The organism is Parasphingorhabdus sp. (genome assembly GCF_965233695.1).
Lineage (GTDB): Bacteria > Pseudomonadota > Alphaproteobacteria > Sphingomonadales > Sphingomonadaceae > Parasphingorhabdus.
This window is the reverse complement of sequence record NZ_OZ247497.1, coordinates 2,655,576-2,680,863: the sequence shown is the minus strand read 5'-3', so window position 1 is coordinate 2,680,863 and position 25,288 is coordinate 2,655,576. Positions and strand designations below refer to the sequence as shown.

Annotated in this window: 19 protein-coding genes and 1 pseudogene; 8 read left to right on the top strand and 12 right to left on the bottom strand. The window is 52.9% G+C overall.

The window, feature by feature from the left end; all coding sequences use genetic code 11:
• The first annotated feature begins 285 nt into the window (after positions 1-285).
• From ACO6S1_RS12670 to ACO6S1_RS12635, 8 genes are all read left to right on the top strand, one after another.
• On the top strand, positions 286-1,110 hold the full coding sequence (locus ACO6S1_RS12670) for a slipin family protein (protein WP_422343033.1): 825 nt from the start codon (positions 286-288) through the stop codon (positions 1,108-1,110).
• Between the two features lie 302 nt (positions 1,111-1,412).
• Positions 1,413-3,815 carry a xylulose 5-phosphate 3-epimerase gene (locus ACO6S1_RS12665; protein WP_422343032.1) on the top strand — a complete coding sequence of 801 codons (2,403 nt, stop codon included), beginning with the start codon at positions 1,413-1,415 and terminating at the stop codon, positions 3,813-3,815.
• Positions 3,812-5,179, top strand: a complete 1,368-nt coding sequence (locus ACO6S1_RS12660) for an MBL fold metallo-hydrolase RNA specificity domain-containing protein (RefSeq protein ID WP_422343031.1) — start codon at positions 3,812-3,814, stop codon at positions 5,177-5,179. Before ACO6S1_RS12665 ends, ACO6S1_RS12660 begins: the two co-directional genes overlap by 4 nt.
• 5 nt (positions 5,180-5,184) lie before the next feature.
• Positions 5,185-6,708 carry a thymidine phosphorylase family protein gene (locus ACO6S1_RS12655; protein ID WP_422343030.1) on the top strand — a complete coding sequence of 508 codons (1,524 nt, stop codon included), beginning with the start codon at positions 5,185-5,187 and terminating at the stop codon, positions 6,706-6,708.
• A 2-nt stretch (positions 6,709-6,710) separates the two neighbouring features.
• Positions 6,711-7,568 (top strand): ribose-phosphate pyrophosphokinase, encoded by an 858-nt coding sequence (locus ACO6S1_RS12650; RefSeq protein ID WP_332041261.1) that lies wholly within the window; start codon positions 6,711-6,713, stop codon positions 7,566-7,568.
• 48 nt (positions 7,569-7,616) lie between these two features.
• On the top strand, positions 7,617-8,696 hold the full coding sequence (locus ACO6S1_RS12645) for a type II glyceraldehyde-3-phosphate dehydrogenase (RefSeq protein ID WP_335660974.1): 1,080 nt from the start codon (positions 7,617-7,619) through the stop codon (positions 8,694-8,696).
• Positions 8,686-8,907, top strand: coding sequence for a hypothetical protein (locus tag ACO6S1_RS12640; RefSeq protein ID WP_332041259.1), 222 nt, complete (start codon positions 8,686-8,688; stop codon positions 8,905-8,907). Before ACO6S1_RS12645 ends, ACO6S1_RS12640 begins: the two co-directional genes overlap by 11 nt.
• Before the next feature lie 7 nt (positions 8,908-8,914).
• Positions 8,915-10,537 carry an acyl-CoA dehydrogenase family protein gene (locus ACO6S1_RS12635; RefSeq protein WP_422343029.1) on the top strand — a complete coding sequence of 541 codons (1,623 nt, stop codon included), beginning with the start codon at positions 8,915-8,917 and terminating at the stop codon, positions 10,535-10,537.
• Between the two features lie 104 nt (positions 10,538-10,641).
• Here ACO6S1_RS12635 and ACO6S1_RS12630 read toward each other — a convergent pair whose 3' ends face one another.
• The 12 genes and pseudogenes from ACO6S1_RS12630 to ACO6S1_RS12575 form a co-directional block, all read right to left on the bottom strand.
• Positions 10,642-11,451 (bottom strand): universal stress protein, encoded by an 810-nt coding sequence (locus ACO6S1_RS12630; protein ID WP_422343028.1) that lies wholly within the window; start codon positions 11,449-11,451, stop codon positions 10,642-10,644.
• 44 nt (positions 11,452-11,495) lie between these two features.
• Positions 11,496-12,179, bottom strand: coding sequence for a phosphatase PAP2 family protein (locus ACO6S1_RS12625; RefSeq protein WP_422343027.1), 684 nt, complete (start codon positions 12,177-12,179; stop codon positions 11,496-11,498).
• Positions 12,170-14,260: pseudogene (locus ACO6S1_RS12620) on the bottom strand (heavy metal translocating P-type ATPase); the annotation flags it as partial. The gene ACO6S1_RS12625 and the pseudogene ACO6S1_RS12620, both read right to left, overlap by 10 nt.
• Positions 14,236-14,520, bottom strand: coding sequence for a DUF190 domain-containing protein (locus ACO6S1_RS12615; RefSeq protein WP_422346188.1), 285 nt, complete (start codon positions 14,518-14,520; stop codon positions 14,236-14,238). The pseudogene ACO6S1_RS12620 and the gene ACO6S1_RS12615, both read right to left, overlap by 25 nt.
• 67 nt (positions 14,521-14,587) lie before the next feature.
• Positions 14,588-17,857, bottom strand: coding sequence for an efflux RND transporter permease subunit (locus ACO6S1_RS12610; protein WP_422343026.1), 3,270 nt, complete (start codon positions 17,855-17,857; stop codon positions 14,588-14,590).
• 28 nt (positions 17,858-17,885) lie between these two features.
• The gene (locus tag ACO6S1_RS12605) at positions 17,886-19,037 is read right to left on the bottom strand and encodes an efflux RND transporter periplasmic adaptor subunit (RefSeq protein ID WP_422343025.1); all 1,152 of its coding nucleotides are present in this window, start codon (positions 19,035-19,037) and stop codon (positions 17,886-17,888) included.
• Between the two features lies 1 nt (position 19,038).
• Entirely contained in the window at positions 19,039-19,248 is a 210-nt protein-coding gene (locus ACO6S1_RS12600; protein WP_415178966.1) for a hypothetical protein, read from the bottom strand.
• The gene (locus tag ACO6S1_RS12595; RefSeq protein ID WP_422343024.1) at positions 19,249-20,478 is read right to left on the bottom strand and encodes a TolC family protein; all 1,230 of its coding nucleotides are present in this window, start codon (positions 20,476-20,478) and stop codon (positions 19,249-19,251) included.
• A gap of 65 nt (positions 20,479-20,543) precedes the next feature.
• On the bottom strand, positions 20,544-20,912 hold the full coding sequence (locus tag ACO6S1_RS12590; RefSeq protein WP_422343023.1) for a hypothetical protein: 369 nt from the start codon (positions 20,910-20,912) through the stop codon (positions 20,544-20,546).
• A gap of 164 nt (positions 20,913-21,076) precedes the next feature.
• Positions 21,077-22,642, bottom strand: a complete 1,566-nt coding sequence (locus tag ACO6S1_RS12585; protein WP_422343022.1) for a multicopper oxidase family protein — start codon at positions 22,640-22,642, stop codon at positions 21,077-21,079.
• Positions 22,643-22,684: 42 nt separating this feature from the next.
• Positions 22,685-24,631: an FTR1 family protein gene (locus ACO6S1_RS12580; protein WP_422346187.1), complete on the bottom strand. Its 1,947-nt coding sequence runs from the start codon at positions 24,629-24,631 to the stop codon at positions 22,685-22,687.
• Positions 24,631-25,284, bottom strand: a complete 654-nt coding sequence (locus ACO6S1_RS12575) for a cation transporter (RefSeq protein ID WP_422343021.1) — start codon at positions 25,282-25,284, stop codon at positions 24,631-24,633. Before ACO6S1_RS12575 ends, ACO6S1_RS12580 begins: the two co-directional genes overlap by 1 nt.
• Positions 25,285-25,288 lie beyond the last annotated feature (4 nt).

The window sequence follows — 25,288 nt, the reverse complement described above, 5'->3', positions numbered from 1 at the left end:
AGCGAATAAAAACGGCATTGGCACAAATATAGAGATCGGTTGGCGGGATGTTGGCCAACAATTCCGACAACCGTATCTTTAGGGGCGATCGCGCACTGCCTTCCCCAGCGGTCGCCCCACTCCTCAAAGCCCAGCTGCGTCGTAGTAGCCTTTTTTGGCTTCAAACCGTCTGGCGAGTTCTGATCAACTGTAACATTAAGCGCCGCAGTGCGTCCTTAACAATAAACCGGTTGATATCGATCATCACCCGGCGCTGATTACTCCAAAGAAGACCAGGAGAAAACCATGACAGACAATCTTATTACGTTTTCCGCTTTGCTGTTCATCCTGCTTGCAGTTGGCGCTAGCGCTATCCGCATTGTGGTCGAATATGAGCGCGTGGTCGTCTTCACGCTAGGCCGCTTCACAGGAGTCAAAGGCCCCGGTCTGATTTTTATTATTCCCTTTGTTCAAACTCTTTCCCGCGTGGATTTAAGAACCATCGTTCTTGATGTACCAACGCAAGATCTTATTTCACGCGATAATGTGTCGGTTCATGTCAATGCTGTCATATATTTTAAGGTTGTTGATCCTGAACGCGCGATAATTCAGGTGGAGCAATTTATCGATGCAACCAGCCAGCTCGCACAAACCACCTTGCGATCGGTACTTGGAAAACATGAGCTTGATGAGATGCTCACGGAGCGAGACAAACTCAACAAGGATATCCAAGAGATAATCGACACCCAAACAACCTCCTGGGGCATCAAAGTTGCCAATGTTGAAATCAAGCATGTCGATATAGATGAATCCATGGTTCGCGCGATGGCGAAACAGGCTGAAGCCGAACGTGAGCGCCGGGCAAGAGTGATAAATGCTGAAGGAGAACAGCAGGCAGCGCAAAAGCTTTTGGAAGCTGCAGAAACGCTATCCGGTCACCCTGAAGCGATGCAACTGCGTTATCTTGGCGCGCTTGGCGAAATCGCTGGAGAACGCAGTTCCACAATTGTATTTCCTTTCCCTGTTGAATTTGAAAAATTTTTCAACGGGTTTGCTAGTCAAGACAGCAAAAAGCTGGCTGGGAATGCGGCCAATGAACCCACGCTCTCTGCAGGCAAGAGTGCGGGGTGACTTTCAGCGCTCATAAGCGGCATTTGCTGGTGAGCGAACGAATATGCCAAGCCAGAATAGTGCAGTCGAATAGGGTACGGCAAACAATTTGGAGGTTGGTTTAGAGCATGTTTATTAGCAGTTTCGAAAACCGACTCTTCAGGGGCGGCCGGGCTCCTCCTCCAACCCAGCGCGGTCGCTCCACTTTTAACTGTGGTGGCGACTCCATTTTTGCACCTTCTCGATTCCAGATAAACATTCACAATGCTGTTCCATTTAAGCCGTTCACATACGGCAACCGTGACGTTTGAGGAGGGTTTTCATTGACAAAAAACATATCAAACGACTGGCGCACAGGATTTGGCGTCATCAAGCACAGCGCTGCAACAATTGCGCGTACAGATGAATTTTTCGCAAAACGTCAGTACTGGCAAGGATTTACGGATTCCGCCCAAGCAGAGACATTGATTGTAGCGGTCGACCGATTGGCCAACGCCGCGATGTGGCTCACCGCCCATATGACCTATGCCTCCCGGGTTGATATGAGCGGTACCGATTTGCCGGCAGACGCATTTAAACGAAACCCTGAAGGTCATACTGGCGGCGCCCTCAATGTTGCCATCGGGTTTGTTGGCTATTTACTTGCCAACGCCCTGTCTGGACACACGCGTGCCTGGACGCTTGGTCAGGGTCACTGTGTTGCTGCAATAGAGGCAATCAACACGCTGACCGGGGACTTGTCCCCTGCACAAATCGGTCGTTATGAGCGCAGCGAGACCGGGCTTTCCCGTCTCGTTTCAGACTTTTACAGCTATGCGATGAGCGCTGATGGAAGACCCGCGGTACCGCTGGGGAGCCATGTCGGCCCAAACACTGCCGGCGGTGTTTCAGAAGGCGGCTATTTGGGCTTTTCCGAACTCCAATATGTCCATATGCCGTTGCCGGGAGAGCGACTTGTTGCCTTTTTGAGTGACGGCGCATTTGAAGAACAGCGCGGGTCCGACTGGTCTCCGCGCTGGTGGCGAGCCGAAGATAGCGGTTTGGCGGTGCCGATCATGGTCCTCAATGGCCGGCGGATTGAGCAGAGAACCGAAATCGGCCAGGAAGGCGGGGCTGAATGGCTTGAAGCTCATCTTCGCCTCGCTGGATATGATCCAATACTGATCGACGGTCATGACCCTCTCGCCTATGCGATGGCGATATTGGAAGCGGAAGAAAGGCTCAGCCGATTTATTAGATCAAAGCAGGCCTATCCAGCTCCCCTTCCCTATATTATCGCGCGCTGCACAAAAGGATTTGGCTTTCCGGGAGCTGGAACCAACAGATCACATAACCTGCCACTTTCGGGAAACCCGTCCGAAAATGCAGCCGCACGAGCTGAATTTCACGAAGGCGCTAGAAAGCTGTTTGTCCCGGCTGACACGCTGGAAACAGCCGTTAATGCTTTGGCGGTCCATGAAAAGCAGTCTCGGCCAAGAGAAAGTCAGAATTCACTAGCACGCCGGATCGTCGAACTGCCCAGCCTACCCGTGCCAAATTGGACCGATGTCAATAGTCAGCGCGAACGCTGCGCGATGGATGCGATCGATGAATATTTTGTTGATATTGTCCGCGCCAACCCGAAGCTACGACCACGTATTGGCAATCCAGACGAGCTAAGAAGCAACCACATGCCGCGCGCGCTTGAGCTTCTGCACCACCGCGTGAACTTGCCTGAATCTGGGACTCCGGAGGCGGTTGATGGAGCCGTCATAACGGCACTCAACGAAGAAGCGGTTATGAGTGCGGCCTTGGGTAACAAAGGCGGGATCAATATCGCTGTGAGCTACGAAGCTTTTGCGATGAAAATGCTTGGCGCATTGCGACAGGAAATAATTTTCTCGCGCCGCCAGCACGAACTGCTCCAGCCACCAGGCTGGATCAGCGTTCCACTCATTGCAACCTCCCACACTTGGGAAAACGCAAAAAATGAGCAGTCGCATCAAGACCCGACATTGCCCGAAGCATTGCTGGGGGAAATGTCAGATGTATCTCGCGTTATATTCCCTGTTGATCCCAATAGCGCGGTTGCAGCGCTGCGCTCGGTCTACCGAACGCATGGCCAAATTGCGTGCCTGGTAACCGCCAAGCGCGATGTGCCAATCCTCTTTTCAGGTGAACAGGCTGAATTTGCGATGGCGAAGGGCGCAATACAATTTGAGGGCGATGCTACAAACGCGCAGGTACAACTGGTCGCTATCGGCGCTTATCAATTGCAACAAGCAAGACAGGCGCGCGAACGGCTCGGGCAACGCGGGATAAACTGCTCAATTACGGTCATTTTGGAACCGGGGCGGTTTCGGGAGGCGCGCGACGAGATCGAATGGAAATATGCTGTTTTAGACAAAGATTTGCATGTGCTGTTTCCCACAAATCTTCCGCGGATAATAATCTCGCACACGAGACCGGAGCCAATGTTGGGTCTATTGAGGCGGCTTGATGGCGGGCCGAGCCAAACCAAAGCGTTGGGATATTTGTCCAGAGGCGGCACATTGGATGTTTTTGGCATGTTGTTCGCCAATCGTTGCACTTGGGCGCATGCGGTCGCCTCCGCTGCAGGTTTGCTCAAAATCGATCGGGGTTCCCTCCTATCACAGGAAGAATTGGATGCCGTCGACGAGCAGGGTGACCCGCAGATATTGCGGAGAGACTCATCGGGCTCAAAAAATGAGGAGAAAATCGTATGACGCTCACATTGCATAGTCTTGGCGGAGCCGGGACGGTAACCGGATCTCGCCATCTTATCGAAAATGACGGACGCCGGATCATGGTCGATTGCGGACTTTTCCAGGGATATAAGCCCTTACGCGAGCGCAACTGGAAACCGTTTCCGGTTTCTCCAAAAAGCATCGATGCCATTATTCTCACCCACGCGCATCTCGATCATAGCGGCTATCTTCCGAAATTAGTCCGCGAGGGGTTTGAAGGCCCAATCTTCTGTTCATCAGCAAGCGCTGATCTTTGCGAAATACTTTTAAAAGACAGCGCTTTCATTGCGGAGAAAGATGCGTTTCTGGCGAACAAGCACAAATATACCAAACATGCCCCTGCCTTGCCGCTTTACACCATCAAAGACGCCGAAGCAGCCTTGAAACAATTACGGCCGATCGCGTTCCACAAAGAGATTGAACTGCCGGGCGGCGGGCATGTGACGCTGCGCCGCGCCGGGCATATTTTAGGGGCGGCCAATGCCGAGCTTCATTGGGGCGGCAAGACAATCGTCTTTTCTGGCGACATTGGGCGCTATAATGATCCCTTCATGCTCGATCCCGAACCCGTCGCGGCGGCCGATTATGTACTTGTGGAATCGACCTATGGAGACAGAACCCACCCCAAAAATGACCCAATGGAAGCTCTTGGAGACGTCATCGAAAAAACGGCCCGTAGGGGCGGAACAGTCGTTATTCCGGCATTTGCTGTCGGGCGCGCTCAATTGATCATGTATTATCTGTGGAAATTGAAACAGGCCGGACGGATAAAAATCGTCCCAATATTTCTAGATAGCCCAATGGCGATTAATGCAACCGACCTGCTGTGCAGACATCTTGATGATCATCGGCTCCCACCAGATGTCTGCAAGCAGTCTTGCGACATCGCAACTTATTTGCGCGAAGTCGATGATTCCAAACGCATAACGCGTGATACCACGCCCAAGGTAGTGATCGCGGCAAGCGGCATGCTGACCGGCGGGCGCGTTCTTCATCATCTCAAGGCCTTTGGCCAGGACAGCAGAAACACAATTCTGTTTTCAGGCTATCAGGCGGGGGGAACGCGCGGCGAAAAACTGCTGAACGGAGCTGAAAGCGTCAAAATGTTCGGTCAGTGGTTCCCGATTCGCGCTGAAATTGCAAGCCTTCCGGCTTTATCGGCCCACGCAGATTCAGACGAAATCCTGAAATGGCTGTCCGGATTCAAGCACGCTCCTGCCCGAACTTTTGTGGTGCACGGAGAACCTACGGCCTCAGATGCTTTGCGGATGCGGATTGGAGAAGAGTTGGGCTGGAACAGCACCGTCGTTGATTCGACTGATCGTTATTTTTTGGAAGGTTAAATGTCATGTCGACCGGCAACCACATTGAAGCCCATAATTTGCTGAAATCAAAGCGTCTCAGTCTCTACACCCAGGATGAGGTGATCGTGCTTATGCGCACCGATTGTCCGGTTTGCATATCGGAAGGCCTGACTTCCCGATCGCGCGTACGTCTAACGTCTGTCTCGGGACGTGAAATTCTTGCCACTCTCTACCAGGTCGAAAATGACTGGCTAACGACAGGGGAAGCTGGATTATCAGAGGCCGCCTGGGCGAAACTTGGGGTTGACGACGGAACTTTTATTTCGGTTAGCCATGCACCAACTGTAGGATCGTTGGCAGATATAAGACGCAGAATTTATGGGGGGCGCTTAGACGAACCGGCCTTTCAGGGAATTATTGGCGATATTGCCGCTGGACACTACGCAGATATCCATTTGGCAACGTTTATCGCAACATGTTCGGCTCTCCCGCTCGACATTGAAGAAATATGCCATTTAACCAAGGCAATGGTGGGCGCAGGAGAACGTTTGTCATGGGACGCTCCGATGATTCTGGACAAACATTGTGTCGGCGGATTGCCGGGCAACCGCACCACACCGATTGTCGTGGCGATAGTTGCCAGTCTGGGCTTCACAATGCCAAAAACGTCATCGCGCGCCATTACATCTCCTGCAGGTACTGCCGATACGATGGAAACGCTCGCCCCGGTTGATCTGGATATCGATCAAATGCGCCGCGTGGTGGAAGAGCAAGGCGCCTGTATTGCCTGGGGCGGCGCCGTCAATCTCAGCCCGGCAGATGATATTTTGATCCGCATCGAGCGGGCTCTTGATATTGATACAGAAGGACAGTTGATCGCATCTGTTTTATCTAAAAAAATTGCTGCCGGTGCCACCCATGTCGTCCTTGACTTACCGGTTGGTCTGACTGCCAAAGTCCGTTCGCTGGACAAGGCCAAAATATTGGGTGAGCATCTTTCCGCTGTCGCGGCCAATTTTGGGTTGGAGACACGATGTGTTTTTACAGACGGCTCTCAACCTGTGGGACGCGGCATTGGCCCTGCCCTTGAGGCGCATGACATTTTATCTGTCCTGCAAAACAATCCGGATGCACCGCAAGACCTGAGGAAGCGGGCAATATTAATTGCCGCACAGGCTCTGGAGCTGGCAAATCACGTGGACGATGGTGGCGGGCTTGCTGCGGCGGAGGCCGCCTTGGTTGATGGCCGGGCATGGAACAAATTTCAGGCGATTTGCGAGGCGCAAGGCGGCATGCGCACGCCCCCGGTCGCTCCATTGACCTGCCCCCTGTTGGCGCAGAGCAGCGGCAAGATATCCTCCATCGACAATCGTAAATTATCGCGATTAGCAAAATTGGCCGGAGCCCCGCGCCAAAAGGCCGCAGGGATTGTCATGCAGGTCCGCCTCGGCGAGCGTGTTACGAACGGTCAGCCATTACTCACGGTCCATGCCGAAGCCAAGGGCGCCCTGGATTATGCGCTGGAATATGCTGCTGCCAATCCAGATATATTGAAAATAGAGGAGTAACCATGCGCATTTTTATCCCCTTGCCGGGCAATGAAACCTTGGCGGCCGATCTTGCCAGACTATCCTCCTCCGCGCTGGGTACATTGGAAACCCGTCACTTCCCTGACGGGGAATCTTATATTCGTTTGACCGATGATGTGACGGGGAAAGATGTGGATTTTGTTTGCACCCTCGCTCGCCCCGATGATCAGATACTGCAGCTTATTTTTGCGGCGAAAACCGCGCGTGAACTGGGCGCAAAAACCGTGCGCCTCATTGCGCCCTATCTGGCCTATATGCGGCAAGACAAGAGATTTCAGGAGGGGGAATCCATATCCTCCACGCATTTTGCCAAGCTGCTATCAGATTGCTTCGACAGTTTGATCACGATTGACCCTCATCTGCACCGAATAGCGGATCTGGGAGAAATATTCACCATACCAACCAAGGTCAAACATGCTGCGCCCCTTTTAGCCGACTGGATCAGGGACAATGTCGAGAATGCTCTCGTGGTGGGCCCTGATTCCGAAAGCCAGCAATGGGTTGAGGCTGTTGCAGAACGAGCAGGCGCACAGCGCCTCGTTCTCAATAAAAACCGCCTCGGTGATCACGAGGTCGAGATATTGGTGCCGGACTTGAGCGATTATGCAGGCCTGGCTCCGGTGCTTGTCGATGATATTATTTCATCAGGGCGAACGATGATCGAAACCGCCGAAGCCCTGATCGCGCGGGGTTTCCCTAGACCCTATATATTGACTGTGCATGCCCTGTTTACCGGCAGCACCTATTGGCAGCTAAACCAACTTGCCAAAGATATCATCTCGACAGACGCCGTTCCGCACGAAACATCCCGGATCGGGATTGCAGAACTGCTCTTGTAGCTCAAGGCATGGGCAACATTTTTAACTGGATTGGAAAGAGACAGAGAAATGGCAGACGATCATAAGATCAAAGTCGCAATTGTCGGATATGGCGTGATCGGTAGCCGCACGGCCACCGCAATAAGACTACAGTCCGACATGATACTATCGGGCGTGGCTGATGTCGCGACAGATTGGCGCATTGCCCAGATTATAAGCCAGGGCATCCCGCTTTTCGCGGCCACAGCAGAAGCCAGCGCAGCTATGGAGGCGGCAGGCTTACCCACTAACGGACTATTGACCGATCTTGTGGAATCAAGCGACATCATTGTCGATTGTACGCCCAAGCACCGAGGCGCTGAGAATGCCGAATTATATCGCAAACTTAAGCGGCCCTTCATCGTTCAAGGCGGTGAAAAACATGATGTAACCGGCCATTCCTTTGTAGCAGAATCAAGCTATTCCAGTACGATCGGACGCAGCGCAACGCGCGTGGTTAGCTGCAATACAACGTCTATCGTTCGCACATTGGGAACCCTCAAGAACGCGGGCCTCTTGAAGAAAGCGCGCGGAACACTGATGCGTCGCGCAACCGACCCATGGGAAAGCCATCTTGGCGGCATCATGAATACGCTTGTTCCTGAGCCCGAAGTCCCGAGCCATCAGGGGCCTGATGCCAGACTTGTTGATCCGGATCTCGATGTCACAACGATCGCAGTCCGGGTGCCCGAAACGCTCGCTCATCTTCACACCTGGTACGTCGAAATGGCGAGAGCGGCCACAAAAGCGGCTGTTCTTGACGCGCTATCCCAATCATCGCGGATACTGCTAATCGACAGCCGCACGGGACTATCGGCAATAAATGTGGTGAAGGAGTGGATGGCTGAAAATGGACGTCGCCACGCCAATCTCTATGAAGTGGCGATATGGCGTGATCTGCTGACAGTTGACGGAACCGATCTATATTTTAGCTATATGGTTGATAACCAAGCCATCGTGATCCCGGAGACTATTGATGCTATACGCGCACTTGCGGGCAATGAGCAGGACCCTGCCGTATCAATCGCCAAAACGAACGAATCTCTGGGGATTGGCGATCTTGTTATACCCCAATGGGCCGTACAAAAAAGCTTGGGCCATGATGGCTGACATCGGTATGATCTCATCTGAGGAGCTGAAAGTGGTAAATAGTCGACGGAAAATAGCGTTACAAAAAAAGAGCGATATGGTTGATGAAGCGCTGCGTGAAAGCTTCCCTGCCAGCGACCCGCCGGCATGGACGCTCGGCATTGACCAAGGAGATGATGTGCAAAGAAACCCAGGTCGCCGCGAAACCAGCAAAAAACCTGCAAAGAAATGATATCGTCATGACCTCTCTACGCCCCATAGACAGTCTTGAAAGCCATGAGGTTACAAACCAACCGCCCACGCTAGAAGCATTTGACCGGTTTGGCTCAGATCAGGCGCTGGTCGATGCAGTCAAAATGGCGGGAGGCGAAGTTCACAAGCAACGACTTGCCAGCTTTGGCATACGCACTGGTTCCAGCGAAGTCATTGGCTGGGGAGAAGCGGCCAACCGAAACCCGCCCGTGCTTGACACCCATGACCGTCAAGGAAGACGGATCGATGAAGTGCAATTCCACCCATCCTACCATCAACTGATGACGCTTGGCCTCGGCGAAGGCGTGGCCGCCGCCGGTTGGAATGGAACCGAAGCAGGCCATGTTCTTCACGCAGCGTTGAGTTTCCTGCTCGGGCAAGTTGATGCTGGCACCGGGTGTCCCATGACCATGACCTACGCCGCCGTCGCCGCCTTGAAACGTGACCCAGATGTCGGAAATGAGTGGATCGGGCGGATCACATCGTCACTTTACGATCCCGTTGTCCGACCAGCACCTGAAAAAAAGGGTGTCACAATCGGAATGGCGATGACCGAAAAACAGGGGGGATCGGACGTCTGCGCGAACACGACACGGGCGGAATATGCAGATGGTGCTTATCAACTAACTGGGCATAAATGGTTCTGTTCTGCGCCCATGTGCGACGCATTCCTGACGCTAGCCTACACAGATAATGGTCTGACCTGCTTTATCGTTCCGCGCTGGACGCCTGATGGCCAGCGTAACGCAGGGTTTCGCGTAATCCGGCTCAAGGACAAGCTTGGTGATCGCTCCAACGCATCTGCGGAAATCGAGTATCATCGTGCTTATGCGCAGCGTCTTGGCGAAGAGGGTCAAGGCGTGAAAACCATTATTCAGATGGTTCAGCATACCCGTTTTGATTGCATAGTGGGTTCAGCTTCCACAATGCGTGCCGCAATTACCGAAGCGCTGTGGCATACCGCTCATCGCACCGTCATGCAGCGCCGGTTAATCGAGCAACCGGCAATGATGTCCGTGCTGGCCGATCTCGCTGTAGAAAGCGAAGCCGCCACCGCTCTCGCCTTCCAGGTCGCTGCAACATTTGATATGGCGGACCCGCTATCCCGTCTGCTTACGCCTATTGCAAAATATTGGGTATGCAAGCGTGCGCCCGCGATGGTGTATGAAGCAATGGAATGTCTGGGCGGAACAGGCTATGTCGAAACTGGTCCGATGCCGCGCCTTTTCCGTCAGTCTCCGCTGAACGCGATCTGGGAAGGCTCGGGAAATGTGATCGCGCTGGATGTCTTGCGCGCAATGGAACGCGAACCCCAAGCGCTCGACAGTCTGCGGGAATTTCTGTTTTCTGCAAGCGGGCGCTATCCTTCCTATGACGATCACCTGAAAACTCTGGAATTTGGTAGCCTGGTGGAGCATGATGCCCGAAACATCGTCGAACGTCTTGCAATGACCGCTCAGGCAGCAGTAATCATAAATGCGGACAATCCCGTTGCTGAAGCTTTTTGCAAGTTAAGATTTGATCGACCCAGTAATCTTTTTGGTGCTTCCACCGCGGTCATTGACACGCGGTCCATCATTGAAAGAGCCATGCCGTCAATTTTAGAGTAGTGAACCAGCAATGAGCGGTTATCGAAGGTTTTTTAACACTATCGTCTTTGGTTGTTACCCATCCAGCAAGGTAAAACCCTGCTTCCAAGAGCGATCAGATCAAGCTAAGAGACCAATAATAACGGGAGTGGACAATTTAGAAGCAAATTTCGGGTAACACCGCCGAACAGATATTCATGGGTTCGGCTCCGCCCGAAAGCCCCGGCGACCATAACACCGGCCTGCAGATTTTGTGCCGTAGATATGAGAATATCCGAAGGATGAGAATTCCGCGATGACAATAGTTGCAAGTGCGAATCCACACCATGATTAGCGAGATATTTGCAAGCCGCATCTCGCGGAAGTTCGGTTGGCTTATCTTCATCAATTGATACGATATGGACCTCACTCGCAATTTTGATCAAGGGAAGCGATGAGCGTAATGCATTGGCAGCTTCGATACTCCCATTCCAACAGATGATAGCCGGATGCGCAAGGTTTATTCCAATCAAATCATAAGGTTGAAACAATATTGGCGTCCGGACGTGACTTAGTAGCTCTCCAAAAAATGCTGTTGGTCGGTTTTTATCAGAATTTCCTTGCGGCCGACCCAGAATCGCTAAGTCCCGCAAAGAACTCTCACGTATTATAGCCGTAACTGGATCCCCTTCAATATGATTGAAATCCCATCTTACATTCTCTTTGTCTAACCGCTCTTTTGTCTGCATGCGGATCTTTTCTCCGTGCTTTTGAGCCTCAACAATGAAACGGTGCTTGGCCGCCACGCCCCCATAAGCATCCAGCATATTAAATGAACCGAGTGATGAAACATGGAGGCAACTCAAATGGCCCTCGATTGAACGGGTTACATCAAGCGCCGCTTGGGCCGACGGATCTGGCCCTTGATCATCAATGTACCATAGCACGGACTGCATAAGATTTATTCCTTCCAACCAACCACATAATTTGCTTTAGGATATCATTTTTTCCTAAAGCTTGTTGTAAGCAGCACCCAAAAATATCCCCAACTCAATCCAAACATCCACCCCGCAACAACATCACTTGGCCAATGTACACCTAAAGCCACTCGCGAAATTCCAATAGTTGCAGTCAACAGCAAAGCCGCTGACACCAAGTAAATCCCTGCATGCCGTTCGGGTCGGATCTGGGTAAACAGCATGGCCATCGTTAGATATACAATTGCGGAATTGGCCCCATGCCCACTGGGGAAACTCATGGAATATTGGGTTGTAAGGTGCTCAACAACCTCGGGACGCGATCTGCTAAAATGGTCTTTTAAAAGCGACACGATCACCATTCCACCGACAGTCGGCGCCAATAGCGCCAAGGCAAAATAGTAGGTTCTTCTTACAACCAGATATGCAGCAACCAAAATGACAAGAACGATCAGCAATTTGGAGTCTCCCAAAATTGTAATAGCTCGAAGAATATCTGGAAGCCAGTCAGGACCAGACAATATGTTAGGGTTTGACGAAGAGCGAAACGCGAGCAAAATGCTGTTGTCTATTTTCGCTAAATGACCTGCCGCGACTTCCGACCAGAGCCAGAAAAAGAGCATAGCTAAAATCGAAACGCCGCCGATCAAAAACGCAATTCTTTGAGCCGCGATGGCTCGGGGAACCAAAATTCGAGCTATTCGCATTTTGACCCCTGGCGGGAGATGGCTGAATTTTCGCTAAGACTGAACATGGGCGCTACCCATCCAGCCTGATTTATATTGTTATAACCAAGAAGCCGAAGTGCGTTGACTACCACCACAAGCGTCGAGCCTTCATGCATCACGACAGCGGGGCCAATCCCTAAGCCAAATAGGGTTGCCGGTATTAATACAGCCACCACGCCGAGACTGATCCAGAGATTTTGACGGATGATACCGCTTGTTGATCTGCTAAGCCCGACGGCGAAAGGTAAGGTTGCCAGATCATCTGCCATTAACGCGATATCTGCCGTTTCAAGCGCGACATCGGAACCGGCGGCTCCCATGGCTATTCCGACGCTTGCATTGGCCATCGCAGGGGCATCGTTCACGCCATCACCAACCATCGCCACTCCGCCCTGATCGCTCAGTTGAGCAATTTTCTCGACCTTGTCATCCGGCATCAAATCACCGAAGGCTTCGTCAAGACCCACTTCCAGAGCTATCGCGTCTGCGACTTTCTGATTATCGCCCGAAATCATCATCATCCGTGTGATTCCAATAGACCGGAGCTTGTTTATCACTTCGGACGCCGCGGCGCGGGGCGTGTCCATAAGGCCAAGAACGCCAATAAATTCGCCGCCACGCCTGACAATCATGGTGCTGCGTCCGCGTGCAGACATTTCGGTAACTTTTTGAGCGACATCTTCAGGAAGCGAATCCTGATCATCTTTGCGAAAAAGCCCCGCTTTCCCTATAAAGACGTTTTCGCCATTGATTTTGGCAGAAACACCTTTGCCCGTTATGCTCTGAAAATCTGTAGCGATCAGATCCGATGTTCCGAGGCGTTTTTCTGCAGCACGCACAATAGCTTGCGCCAGAGGGTGATCAGTATGCACTTCGACAGCGGCAGAAATAGCGATAAGTTCGTCTGCTCCAATTTCTCCGAAAGGCACCGTTTCGACTAACTCCGGTTCGCCAATCGTAAGGGTCCCGGTTTTGTCAAAAGCAATCGAATCAAGCTTACCCAGCATCTCGAGAGGCGCGCCGCCCTTTATGAGAACGCCGCCGCGCGCTGCACGGGCAATCCCGCTCAAAACAGCGCTGGGTGTTGCAATAGCCAGCGCACAGGGGCTGGCAGCAACGAGGACTGCCATCGCCCTGTAAATGCTATCGGAGACTGGCTCGTCAATCACCAACCAGGAAAACCCAGTTGCGATTGCAAGCAGAATGACAACCGGCACAAAAATTCGTTCAAATTTATTGGTGAAGCTCTGCGTTGGCGATTGACGCGTCTCCGCATCGTTCACCATTTCGACAACCCGCGCCAAAGTGGTTTCCGACGCCAATCGTGTTACTTGCACTTCGAGACTACCGCTTCCGTTTATGGATCCGGCGAAAACCCTATGTTCGGATTTGACTTTATCGGCCGCTTTGGCCGCCGCTGCAGCGTTATCGACCGGACGCTTGTCGACCGGGACGCTCTCACCAGTTATGGGTGCCTGGTTGACGCTGCTCGCCCCTTTGACAACAAAGCCGTCTGCTGGAAGTCGCTCGTTGGAACGGATGATTACGATATCACCGATTACCAACTCGGCCACGGGCAATCGCAATTCCTCTCCATCCCTGCGGACCACCGCCTCCTCGGGAGCTAGTTCAGACAGTGCGGATATGGCATTGCGCGCGCGGGCCATTGCATAATTTTCAAGTGCATGGCCGATGCTGAACAGGAATAATAGAAATGCTCCCTCTGCCCATGCCCCGAGCCACGCCGCCCCGCCGGCGGCAACGATCATGAGAAAATCTATTTCAAATTTTCGACGCCTGATCTTTTCGAAGGCTTCCAATATCGTATAATAGCCGCCAAAAAAATAGGCCACCACCAAAAACCAGAACCCAATACTCGCCGGCAGAAGATTGATTTTGGGTCCCAGCCATCCGGCAAGAAGGGTTGCACCGCAGAGACCTGCAAAAACCATTTCTGCACGGACACCGAGCAGCCTGTCGATTTGCCCTCCGTGCGAGTGATCCGAATTTTCCGAATGCTTGCTGTGCTCATCGGTCATTTCTGTTCTGCCGCTCGCGTGAGAACATCAACCTTTTCGAGGCTGACTAGCCCGATCCCTCGCAGATCGTCTAGCTGAGTGTAGAAATCTTCCAGTCGTGCCCGGGCATCGATTATTTCGATCACCACCGGCGGGTTATCGCCAATTCCGAACGCGTGATGTTCATGAACAATGGAAGACGAAGAGAACCCCAATATGCCTTTCAGGACGGTGCCTCCGCGAAGACCATAAGACCTCGCCCGAGCAATGATAGTGGTAACAACCGTCTCGTCCCCATGCATTGCGGCTTCGTCGGTATAAATCCGCATGAGCGATATTTGTTGCGTCTTTTGCATTATGCACTCCTTACTATTCTGGCTTTGGACGGAAACGTTGCAGGATGGGAAACTTGTCCAGAGAGGGCGTGAATCGCTTGAAATGGGGCTTCAAATCGGGAAATTGGCGCTCAAGCATCAACCGTGTCACCGCAGGCAAAACGAATAAGGTCAATATCGTCGCCGTGATCAAACCGCCGATAACTACGATTGCCAGCGGCTTTTGCACTTCTGCACCAGTGCCAGTCGCAATAGCCATCGGAACAAAACCCAATGACGGCACGATGGCTGTCATTAGAATGGACCTGTAGCGTTCGACTGCACCGGAGTAGATGGCCTCAACAAGTTCTACGCCCGATTCAAGGCGCGCCTGGATGCTAGTCATCATGACAAGCCCATTGAGCACTGCCACCCCGGCAAGAACAATGAAGCCGACCGCAACCGAGATAGAAAATGGCAGGCCCGTTATGGCAAGCGAGAATATCCCGCCAGCAATTCCCAGAGGGACTGTGACAAATACTGCGGCAGCCATACGGAAGTTACCGAGAGCCATGACCAGCAGGCCAAAGATCAACAGCGCAACGACAGGAACAACAAGATTGATCCTTGCCTGAGCGGCCTGCAGGCTTTCAAATTGCCCGCCCCATTCGAGGATGACTCCTGATGGCAGAGCAACATCGCGCTCAATTTGGGACTTCGCTTCGTTCACAAAGGAACCCACATCGCGGCCTCGAACATTGAGCTGCACAACAACGCGCCGCTGTCCGTTTTCCCGGCTTATCTGATTTAGTCCTTCGGTTTCTTTCAGGGTAGCCAAGGATCTGAGTGGAACCGACGATCTTTTCCCGAAACCATTCTCTGGCAAAATAACCGGAAGCGCTCCGATAGCGTCGATATCATTTCGCACTTCGCCGGGTAGCCGCACTACAATATCAAACCGGCGGTCGCCTTGAAATACGAGCCCGCTTTCCGCGCCGCCCAATGCGGCGCTGACGGTTGCGGCGACTTCATCAACGGTGAGACCATGGGCTGCAATTGCCGAATTATCGAACTGCACGTCCAATGTCGGGAAGCCCTCGGTTTGCTCGACGCGGACATCCGCAGAACCTTCAATACCCGAAAAAACGGTCGCAAGCTGATTGGCAGTGGCCGACAGCTGTTCGAGATCGTCGCCAAATACCTTGACGGCAACATCACCTCGCACACCGGCTATCAACTCATTGAAGCGCATCTCAATAGGCTGACTGAACTCGTAGTTCTGGCCAATGAGATTGGCTAATTTCGCTTCCATTTGTTCCACCAACTCTGTCTTTGAAAGCGCCGGGTCGGGCCATTCATCTTTCGGACGCAAAATGATAAATGCATCGGAAATATTGACCGGCATGGGATCGCTGGCCACTTCAGCTGTTCCGGTTTTTGAATACATGAAGCGGACTTGTGGAAATTTGGAAATCTCCCGCTCGATCTGTTTTTGCATTGAAACGGACTGATCCAGCGACGTGGACGGTATTCGGATCGATTGAAGGGACAGATCCTGTTCGTCCAGCTGCGGCATGAACTCGCTACCGAGAAAGCCGAATATGCCGATAGACAGTCCAAATACGGCGAGCCCTGCCAAGGTTGCCCGTCCGGGCCATTTCAGTGCTTTTCGTAATGCCGGTTCGTATTTGCTTTTGCTCCAGCTCACCATCCGAACCTCTTTTTCAGAAACGCGGCCGCTTATCAGCAGAGCCAATAATGCCGGGACCAAGGTCAGTGAGAGAATAAACGCCGATATAAGCGCAAGCATTACGGTGATGGCCATCGGCGAGAAGGTTTTTCCTTCAACACCCTGAAAAGTCAGCAAAGGCACGAAAACCAGCAAAATTATCGCCTGGCCAAATAGCGAAGGCCTGATCATTTCTCTTGTTGATGCGATCACTTCTTCCAGTCGTTCGCCTAGAGACAGAAGTCGTCCTTCGTCATGTTGCCGGCCTGCCATCCGGCGCAGAAAATTTTCCACGATGATAACGCTGCCATCAACGATCAAGCCGAAATCAAGAGCGCCCAGGCTCATGAGATTTCCCGAAACGCCAAATCGATTCATGCCGATTGCCATCATCACAAAGGAAACGGGAATGACGAGCGCGGTAATCAGGGCTGCTCTGAAATTGCCCAAGAGCAGAAATAGCGCGACGATAACCAACAAAGCTCCTTCGGTCAGGTTTTTTTCAACCGTGCTGATAGTCGCATTGACCAGTTTCGAACGGTCCAGAACGACTTCCAATTTTATGTTGGGGGGCATTGTGTTGACGATTTCTGCAAGCCGATCACCGGTTGCAGCGGCAACTGCACGGCTATTTTCGCCAAGCAACATCAATGCGGTTCCGACAACGACTTCTTCGCCGTTCTCGGTTGCCGCGCCGGTTCGCAAATCGCCGCCATTGCTTACAGATGCAACGTCACGGACGCGAACGGGAATACCTTCACGTCTCGCGATGATCGAATTTTCAATTTCTTCCAGTGATTTGAGTCGTGCGTCTGCCCGCACCAGAAACGCTTCACCGCCGCGTTCAACAAAGTTTGCGCCAACAGAAAGATTGACCCTTCCCAGCGCTTCGGAAAGATCGTCAAAACCGATACCGTAGGAAGAAAGCCGAGCCGCCGAGGGGGTAACAACAAATTGTTTGGCATAACCGCCAATCGAGTCGACACCGGCAATTCCTTGAACATTGCGCAATTGTGGTCCGATTACCCAGTCCTGGAGCGTGCGCAGATACGCCGCCTTCGAGACTTCATCGTTCAAGCGTTCACCTTCAGGGGTCAGATAAGAGCCATCAGATTGCCAGCCAGGACCGCCCGAAGTCTTTCTTTTTTGGAACGGCTCATAGCTGACCGTCCACATCAAAACCTCGCCAAGACCCGTCGATACCGGTCCCATTGCCGGCTCGGCCGTGGCTGGCAGGCTGTTGCGAACAGTGGTCAGTCGTTCGGCCACCTGTTGACGAGCAAAATAGACGTCGGCGCTATCGTCAAATATTGCCGTAACCTGCGAAAAGCCGTTCCGGGAGATGGAACGGGTCGTCTGCAGTCCTGGAATGCCCGCGAGCGATGTTTCAACCGGATAAGTCACCAGGCGTTCAATATCGAGCGGCGACAGGGTGGGATCGACAGTGTTGATCTGGACCTGATTGTTGGTGATGTCAGGGACAGCATCAATTGGCAGATTAACCAGATTATAGACTCCGAGTGCCGCGACTGCAGCAAGAAACAATACGGTAAGATACCGATTGCGGACGGACATTTCGACGAGACGTGCAATCATAGCCGTTGCTCCAATGGGGATGTATTAATCAATGTTCTGCTTCGCCGCGGCCAAGTTCAGATTTCAGGAGAAAGGCATTTTTACCGGCGATTTGTTCACCGGCCTTGAGACCGTCGACAATCTCGATTCTACCGCCGCTCTTTGCTCCGGTCGTAACGGGCCGTGCACGGAAACCAGATTTGGTCTTTACAAACACGACGTTGCGTCCTTCGACGGATTGGACAGCCTCTGCGGGAACAATCAATGCCGTAGACTGAGCGCTTGTCGCCTGCTGAAGTATCCGCACTCGCACATATTCTCCGGGGACGAGTCTGGCGCCTGAAGCAGGGGCAAGCACGACAATGGCCGCTCTGTTTTCCGGATCGGCAGCTGGCGTAACCGCCAATACCCGAGCGGAGATTTCACCCTCGGGCGTTTCGACCGTTGCCGCTGCTCCAGTGCTGATCTTGCGCGCATCTTCCGCAGGAACTGCCGCCTCAATTTGAATAAGGTTCGGATTGGCGATACGGAAAAGCTCATCCTGGGCGGTCACGTAGGAGCCCAGAATTGCCGGGCTTGACGTTATCCGGCCGCCAATCGGTGAGCGCACAGCAATAAAGCGTCCGCTGACACCTGACGCAATGGCCGCCTGGCTTGCCCGTCTTGCTTCTGCGGCAGCCTGTTGATTTTCTGCTCTCGCCGTTTCAAGATCTGCCCGTGCGGTGATTTTCTCATCGAAGAGGCGCTGCTCCCGGTTCATCTGCGACCGGGCAAGCGCGGCCCGAGAAGCTGCCGATGTAACCTCGGAACTAATTGCGGCGGCTTCGCGGCTCTCTATGGTAGCCACTGTCTCGCCGCGCTGAACTGCATCTCCCAACCTCTTTTTGATGCTCGTGACCCTGCCTTCAGCGCCGGCACTCAATATGGCCTGCCCTTGAGGAGACGGTGCAACACTACCCTGCGCAATAATCTCGGCATCAAGCGAACTTGGAGCCACATCGAATATTCCGATTTCAGAGGCGCGCAGCTGTTCTTCTGTCATTTCGACAACGCCCTCTTCTTCGGAATGATTTTCTTCTATGGTGTTGGCAGCGCCCTGATTTTCCGCGCTACCGCCGGTTGAGCCATTGAAAATTACTCCCAGCACAACCGCAAACGCGATGGCTAGGCTAGCGATTATGATCCATTTTCTGTTGTTCATTTTATATATCCCTGCTCGAATTTTGTGACCGTCCCGCAGTCAAACTCTGGTTTTGTGGAGGCGCGCTGTCACCGGAAATACTGGTTTCTGTAGTGACGCAATCCGGCACCGCTATTGCGATCGACGTCAGCATGAACAGGCCGGTTAGAACTGTCAGCATGATGAAGATGCCAGCCAATATTATGATGTGATCTGTTTCCAGTTTTCTCATCTATTTGGCAGCCAATCTCAGAAGCGTTATCACTGCTTCCGCTCGTGCGACCTTTGCTTCCAGCAGGCCGAGTTCAGCCGTGTCTCTTGCTGCTGCAGCGTCCAGGACATCCAGCAGGGTAAATTTCCCGTATTGATATCCCAGTTGGGCCAGTCTTGAAGCTTCCTCAGCCTGGGGCAGTGTCTGGCTTTCCAGAGTTTCCACACGGCTTTGCGTTGCCTCCAGTTGATTGCTGGCAATATTATATTCCCGGTTGATCTCTACCAAACGCAACGCGCGCCGTGCCTCAGCTCCGCGAACGCTTGCTTCTGCCGCCTGAATGCCGCCCTGGTTGCGATTTCCAAACGGTATGGCAATCGAAGCGCCCACGATAAACGCAGTATCTCCGCTTTCTTCAAAACGTCTGGCGCCGCCGCTTAACGTTAGATCCGGAACAGCATTTGCGCGTTCGCGCGTGACAATGGCACTGGCAGCGTCCCGGTTCGCTTCCACGGCTTTGATCTGTAGGGATTGGGACAGGTCGGCTTCAAATTCTACGTCACCGCTACTTAGCCAGACCGGCTCAACTTCCTGAGGTGGTGTTTGCGAGCCCCAAAGCGATGCAAGTAATAGTCTGGCGGAATATTCCTCTGCCCTTGCGGCTTCCAGCGCTGCTTGCGCTTCGCCAAGCGCGGCGTCAGCGCGCAATGCTCTGAGCGGCGGGTCACGGCCAGTTTCAACGAGGATTCTGGCAATCCTTGCCAGTTCCCGGTTGCGTCCGACGACGCGCGTTGCAAAGCCAACGCGGCTCTGAGCGGCAACTGCTTCTGTATATGCCAGACGCACGGAGCTGGCCAATTCGGCCTGAGAAATCGCAGCTTCAATCTCTGCGAGGCTTGTCTGCGCTCGCGCCGCACGTGTTCTGGCACCGCGTTTACCGCCGAGCTCCAATCGCTGCCCAACAGAAACGGTATATTCGGTTGAACGCAGGCCTTTGAAAACGCCGCTCCCGGCGACGTTTTCAACGTCTACCGAGACCTCGGGATTTGGTCCGAGGCTCGCTTGTTTTTGGTTCCCGCGCGCGATATCAATCTCTGCTTGGAAAATTTGCACGGCAGGCGATTCAGCTCCAGCGCGCACTAAGGCCTCGTTTAAACTAACACTCTGATCCTCCGCCAGAGCGGCAGTGGCAGGGCTCGCGGCAAATATCATTGCCGCACAGAGGCGCAGACGCGCCATTTTCTTCAACATTTCTGAGAAATCCTCGCTTAACTAATTGAAATAACGCCATAAGTCTGGCGCAAGTCAGAATTAGTTCAGACGCGAGGTGGTCGTTTTAAACGGGATGAATGCGCAGACAGCGCAAATTGATCAGTTTCACCGTGGAAACGGGCATTTGTCAAACTAGCCGACATATCGCAATTTACTACCCGGGCAGCGGTGACACTGCCGTTGTGGCAATGGCCATGCGGACAAACGCCGTGTTTGCTCTGCTCTTCTGGAGCAGGAATATTATCGGATGTTTGGGTTCCATTTGCCATCTCGGTAACTTCGCTTTCCGAAGCATCGGGTGCGCACTCAGCTGCATCCGCGAAGTTCATCCCCATGACAAGCAGCATGAAGGCTAACGCCATGCCGCGAATCATTGCTGATCCTTTAGATAGAGATAGACGCCGGGCAATCATGCCGCTTCTACTGTAAGATGATCTCGTTCAAAGCAAGACAATTTTAAAAATCTGTCACTATTCTAAAGGGTTGCGTGTAATAGTATAACATATTCATATCGTTCTATTCCGAGTGAAATACCAAAATCCGAAATGAAACGGCCCTTGTGTTAGAGCACGAAAGTTCACGCCTTAACCAAAAATTGCCCCATCATTCCGGCATCTTCATGTTCGAGAATATGACAATGATACATGTAGGGTAGTTCTGAATCGGTATATTCTTCAAAGCGCAATAGTACTCGAACGACTTCACGCGGCGCAACCACCACTGTATCTTTCAGCCCTCGATCCTGCGGACCTGGTTGACGACCATCGCGGTCCAGCACACGAAACTGCACATCATGAATGTGAAAGGGATGCGCCATCATCGAAGCATTCTCTATCTGCCAGATTTCTGTCGTGTTGACTTTTACCGTCTCGTCGATGCGCTGCATATCCATGGATTTGCCGTTGATCGTAAAGCCGCCACCGCGCATCATGTTCATACCCATGCCCATTTGAAGCATAAATCGTCGCGTCTTGATGGCAGTTTCCGGTTCAACCGGTGCCAGTGCAATCAGTCGGCTTGGCATTACGATGGTCTGCCGTCTTTGAGCTGCAGGCCGAATGTTAAGCACGGTGAAGCGTCGTCGTTCATCCATCATGCCTTCCCGGCGCCCGCCGCTTCCTCCCATCCGGTCGCCACTATCGCGCATACCGCGGTTTCCCATACCGCCGCCCATCATCCCCATCATTCCCATGGTTTCAAGGCTATCTGCACGGAGGATAGTTGGCCTGCCATCGCTCAGATCGACGACAATTTGCGCTCGCTCACCCGGGGCGAGAACGACATTGTTTGTACGATAAGGCTGTTCGAAGAGACCGCCATCGCTTCCTATCTGCATGAAAGGACGCCCATCATCAAATCCAAAGCGATAGAACCGCGCGTTCGAGCCATTGAGAAGGCGTATCCGCAACAAGTCGCTGCGGGCTTCGTAAACCGGATCGACGATCCCGTTTACAAGCAGAGTATCACCCATCATCCCCATCATGACATCGCGCATCGATGTAGAATAAGCAAAACTGCCATCGCGGTTGAAGGCGCGGTCCTGAACGATCAGTGGAATATCATCGACGCCATAGTCATTCGGCAGGTCGAGCCGCTCGCTTTCGTCATCGCGAACATAGATGGCCCCGGCCAGTCCCTGATAGACCTGCGGACCGGACCGACGGTGCGCGTGGGAATGATACCAGAACATTGATGCCCGCTGCTTCACCACGAAGCTTGGCGACCATGTGCTGCCGGGCGCTATCGGTTGATGCGGCCCGCCATCGGCACGGGCAGGCAAGTGAAAGCCGTGCCAATGCACGGTAGCCGTTTCGGAAAGGTCACTACTGACGTTCATGCGAACGGTTTCCCCGGCATACATTTCAAGTGTTGGGCCGAGATAGGATTGGTTGATGCCTATCGTCGGAGTTTGCACACCTTCGAGAAACTGAGAAACACCGCGTTGCAGTTTCAGATCGAATACGCGGATGCCATTTTCCCGTTCTCCCGAGTAAAGCGGCGGTATAAGTAAAGAGCGACCTGAAGTCGCTCGCACAGATGCGGCCCCCTGGCCTCCGATGAATTGGCGGGTCGCCATGCCTCCAATTGCAATAACTCCACCGCCAAGCACAGCGGCACCAATCACAGACCGTCTATTCACCATGTTAAACATTCCTAATAATAATGTTATCGGCTTGAAGGGCATTCATACCGTATGCCTATCCTTTGGCCGCTCACCATCATGTCCCTTGCCGATCAACCAGAATCCCAGACCAATAACAGCGACAACCAAAACCTGAGCCAAAATGGGCTGGAGTGCTGGATAGATGCCAAGCATCGATATTCGCGGAAAATCCTTAAGCGGCGTAACATCAAGCATACCGGCTTCCTGCAAAGCGCCAATGCCTTTTCCTGTCAACACCACGGTCAGTACAATCATCAATGCCGAACTATAAGCGAAGAATTTTCTAATCTGCAGTTTGCGGCTGTAGCGCAGCATAGCCCAGGCGAGGGCAGCCAGCAGAAGTAGGGCTGCTCCCGAACCGGCAATAATCGATACGCCAGTGTCATCGCTCCAAAGCGCCGCGAAAAACAGGATTGTTTCAAAAACTTCCCGATAAACAACCAGAAATGCAAGGCCGAATAGGAACCAGGCCGAGCCTCGCGACAGAGCCTTGTTCATTGTTTCGCGGATATAGCGCTGCCACTCATCAACTCGCGATTTACCATGCATCCAGAGTCCGACGAACAGAAGGATGGCAGCGGCAAAAAGTGACCCAAAACCTTCGGTGAGCTCTCTGCTGGCTCCGCTAATCCCGATGATGTAGGTTGCGGCAAACCAGGTCACTCCGCCAGCAATGAGGGCCGTGATCCAACCACCATGAACATAGGACATGACTTCTGGGCGTTCAGCCTTGCGAAGAAATGCTATCATAGCGACTATGATAAGGATCGCTTCCAGTCCCTCACGCAGCAAGATGGTGAATGCCCCGACAAAAGCCGATGCGCCGCTTGCATTGTCAGGAACAAGGATAGCCTCCGCCTGTGCAAATTGCACTTTGAGAGTTTTGATCTGACTTTCGACGTCGGACACGGGCCGGTTTTTATCGATGGCATCGCGAAGCTGGGCCATTGATCGCTCAATACTGCTGAGCAAGTCTGCGTCGCGCGTACCGAGTAAGGCCTCAAATGGCTCGAAACCATCCAGATAGGCAGAAAGTGCCAAATCCTTAGCCGCACTTTTCTGACCGGCGCGGTACGCGGCCAGGCTTTCGTCCAGTTTTGTGCGAGCGAGGTCAAGCGATCCACCAGAAGCTTTTGCAATCGCCTCTGGATGGCGGCGCAAGAACGCGAAAACAGCGTCGGCCTTGTCTGGCCGGACCTTGCTAGCAAGTATGACAGGAGTCATGCTTGACCATGCTGTCAGATCGGGGAATTGCGCGCGAATGGAGGCATCACTTTCCCAGATCTTTTCTCCTCGCGCTACATCATCGAACGCAAAGCTGCCAGTATATGCTGCCAGATCCCAACGGTCCTGCGCGGGCAGATCGGAAAAGCTTTGCATGGCCGTTCCATCAAGGCCCTGTCCGATCACCTGATACAAACCAAACAGGCTGCGCTGACGCGCGCGTTCTGCATCCGTGAAATCAATTGGTGCCGGATCGAGGCCCCGCGCATCAGGCCCTTGCCCGTTGCCCGAAAGCCCATGACAGCTCGCGCAATTTTGCGCGTATAATCGTGCGCCGTTCTGCAAGTCAGGCGTATTGTGAGGCGCCAGCGGGACGGGATAGCCGCGCAACAAATTGCTCGCCAGCAAGCGGGCATCTTGCGCAACATTGTCCGCTGGTGCCTTGTCGGCAATGGCGATTTTCATGTCATTGGCTTGTGCGATCAACGCAGCACGGTCGCTGGCTGCTGGCAACTCCGTAATACGCTTGGCTGCCGATTCTGAGAATTCAATCATTTCGGCATATTCCGCCTCGCTGATCACTTTCCCGTCTTCAACCGCGCCGGGATAATCAACGGCGATATAGTCCAGGAGGCGCCATATGGTTTGGACATCTCCCGCATTGGCTTGGGCAGAGAATGGCAGGCATGCCGCAATTAGAAACAGCAAGGACAATGAAGCGGTGCGAAGATTGATGAGATGCATCACGCCGGATTGTCCGCCGACGTTTTATGATCTTGAAGTTCGATTAACGCATTTTGCAAAATCTGGTAAGCGGAATGGATAAAAATCAAAGCGATGATCGCGGCCACCGCAATATCAGGCCAGGATTTCCCGGTCCACGCCACAAGACCCGCTGCACAGATTACGGCGACATTTGCAATCGCGTCATTTCGGCTGAAAAGCCAGACTGCTTGGACATTCGCATCGCCCTCGCGAAAGCGCGAAAGAACAAAGGCAGACACCACATTTATGCCAAGCGCTAAAAACCCCAGTGCTCCCATAATTCCGGCCTCGGGAACCCCCGGGTCAATCGCCCGCAAGAGGGCAAAGCCGATGACGCCCATACCCAAAAGGGCAAGGAAAATTCCTTGAATCAATGCCACACGTGACCGTAGGACCGCAGTCCAGCCAAGTGCAAACAGTCCAACAAGGGTTATCGATCCATCGCCCAGGAAATCAAGGGCATCGGCCTTCAGTGCTTGGCTGTCAGCGATAAATCCACCGACAATCTCGAACAGGCCGAAGCCGATATTGAGGATAATGACAATCCATAATGCCCGCCGATATGCCGGGTCATCCTGTGCTCTTTTTGGATCGCCCGTGCAGCCGCATTCATCTGTTTCTTCCATGCTCATGAGC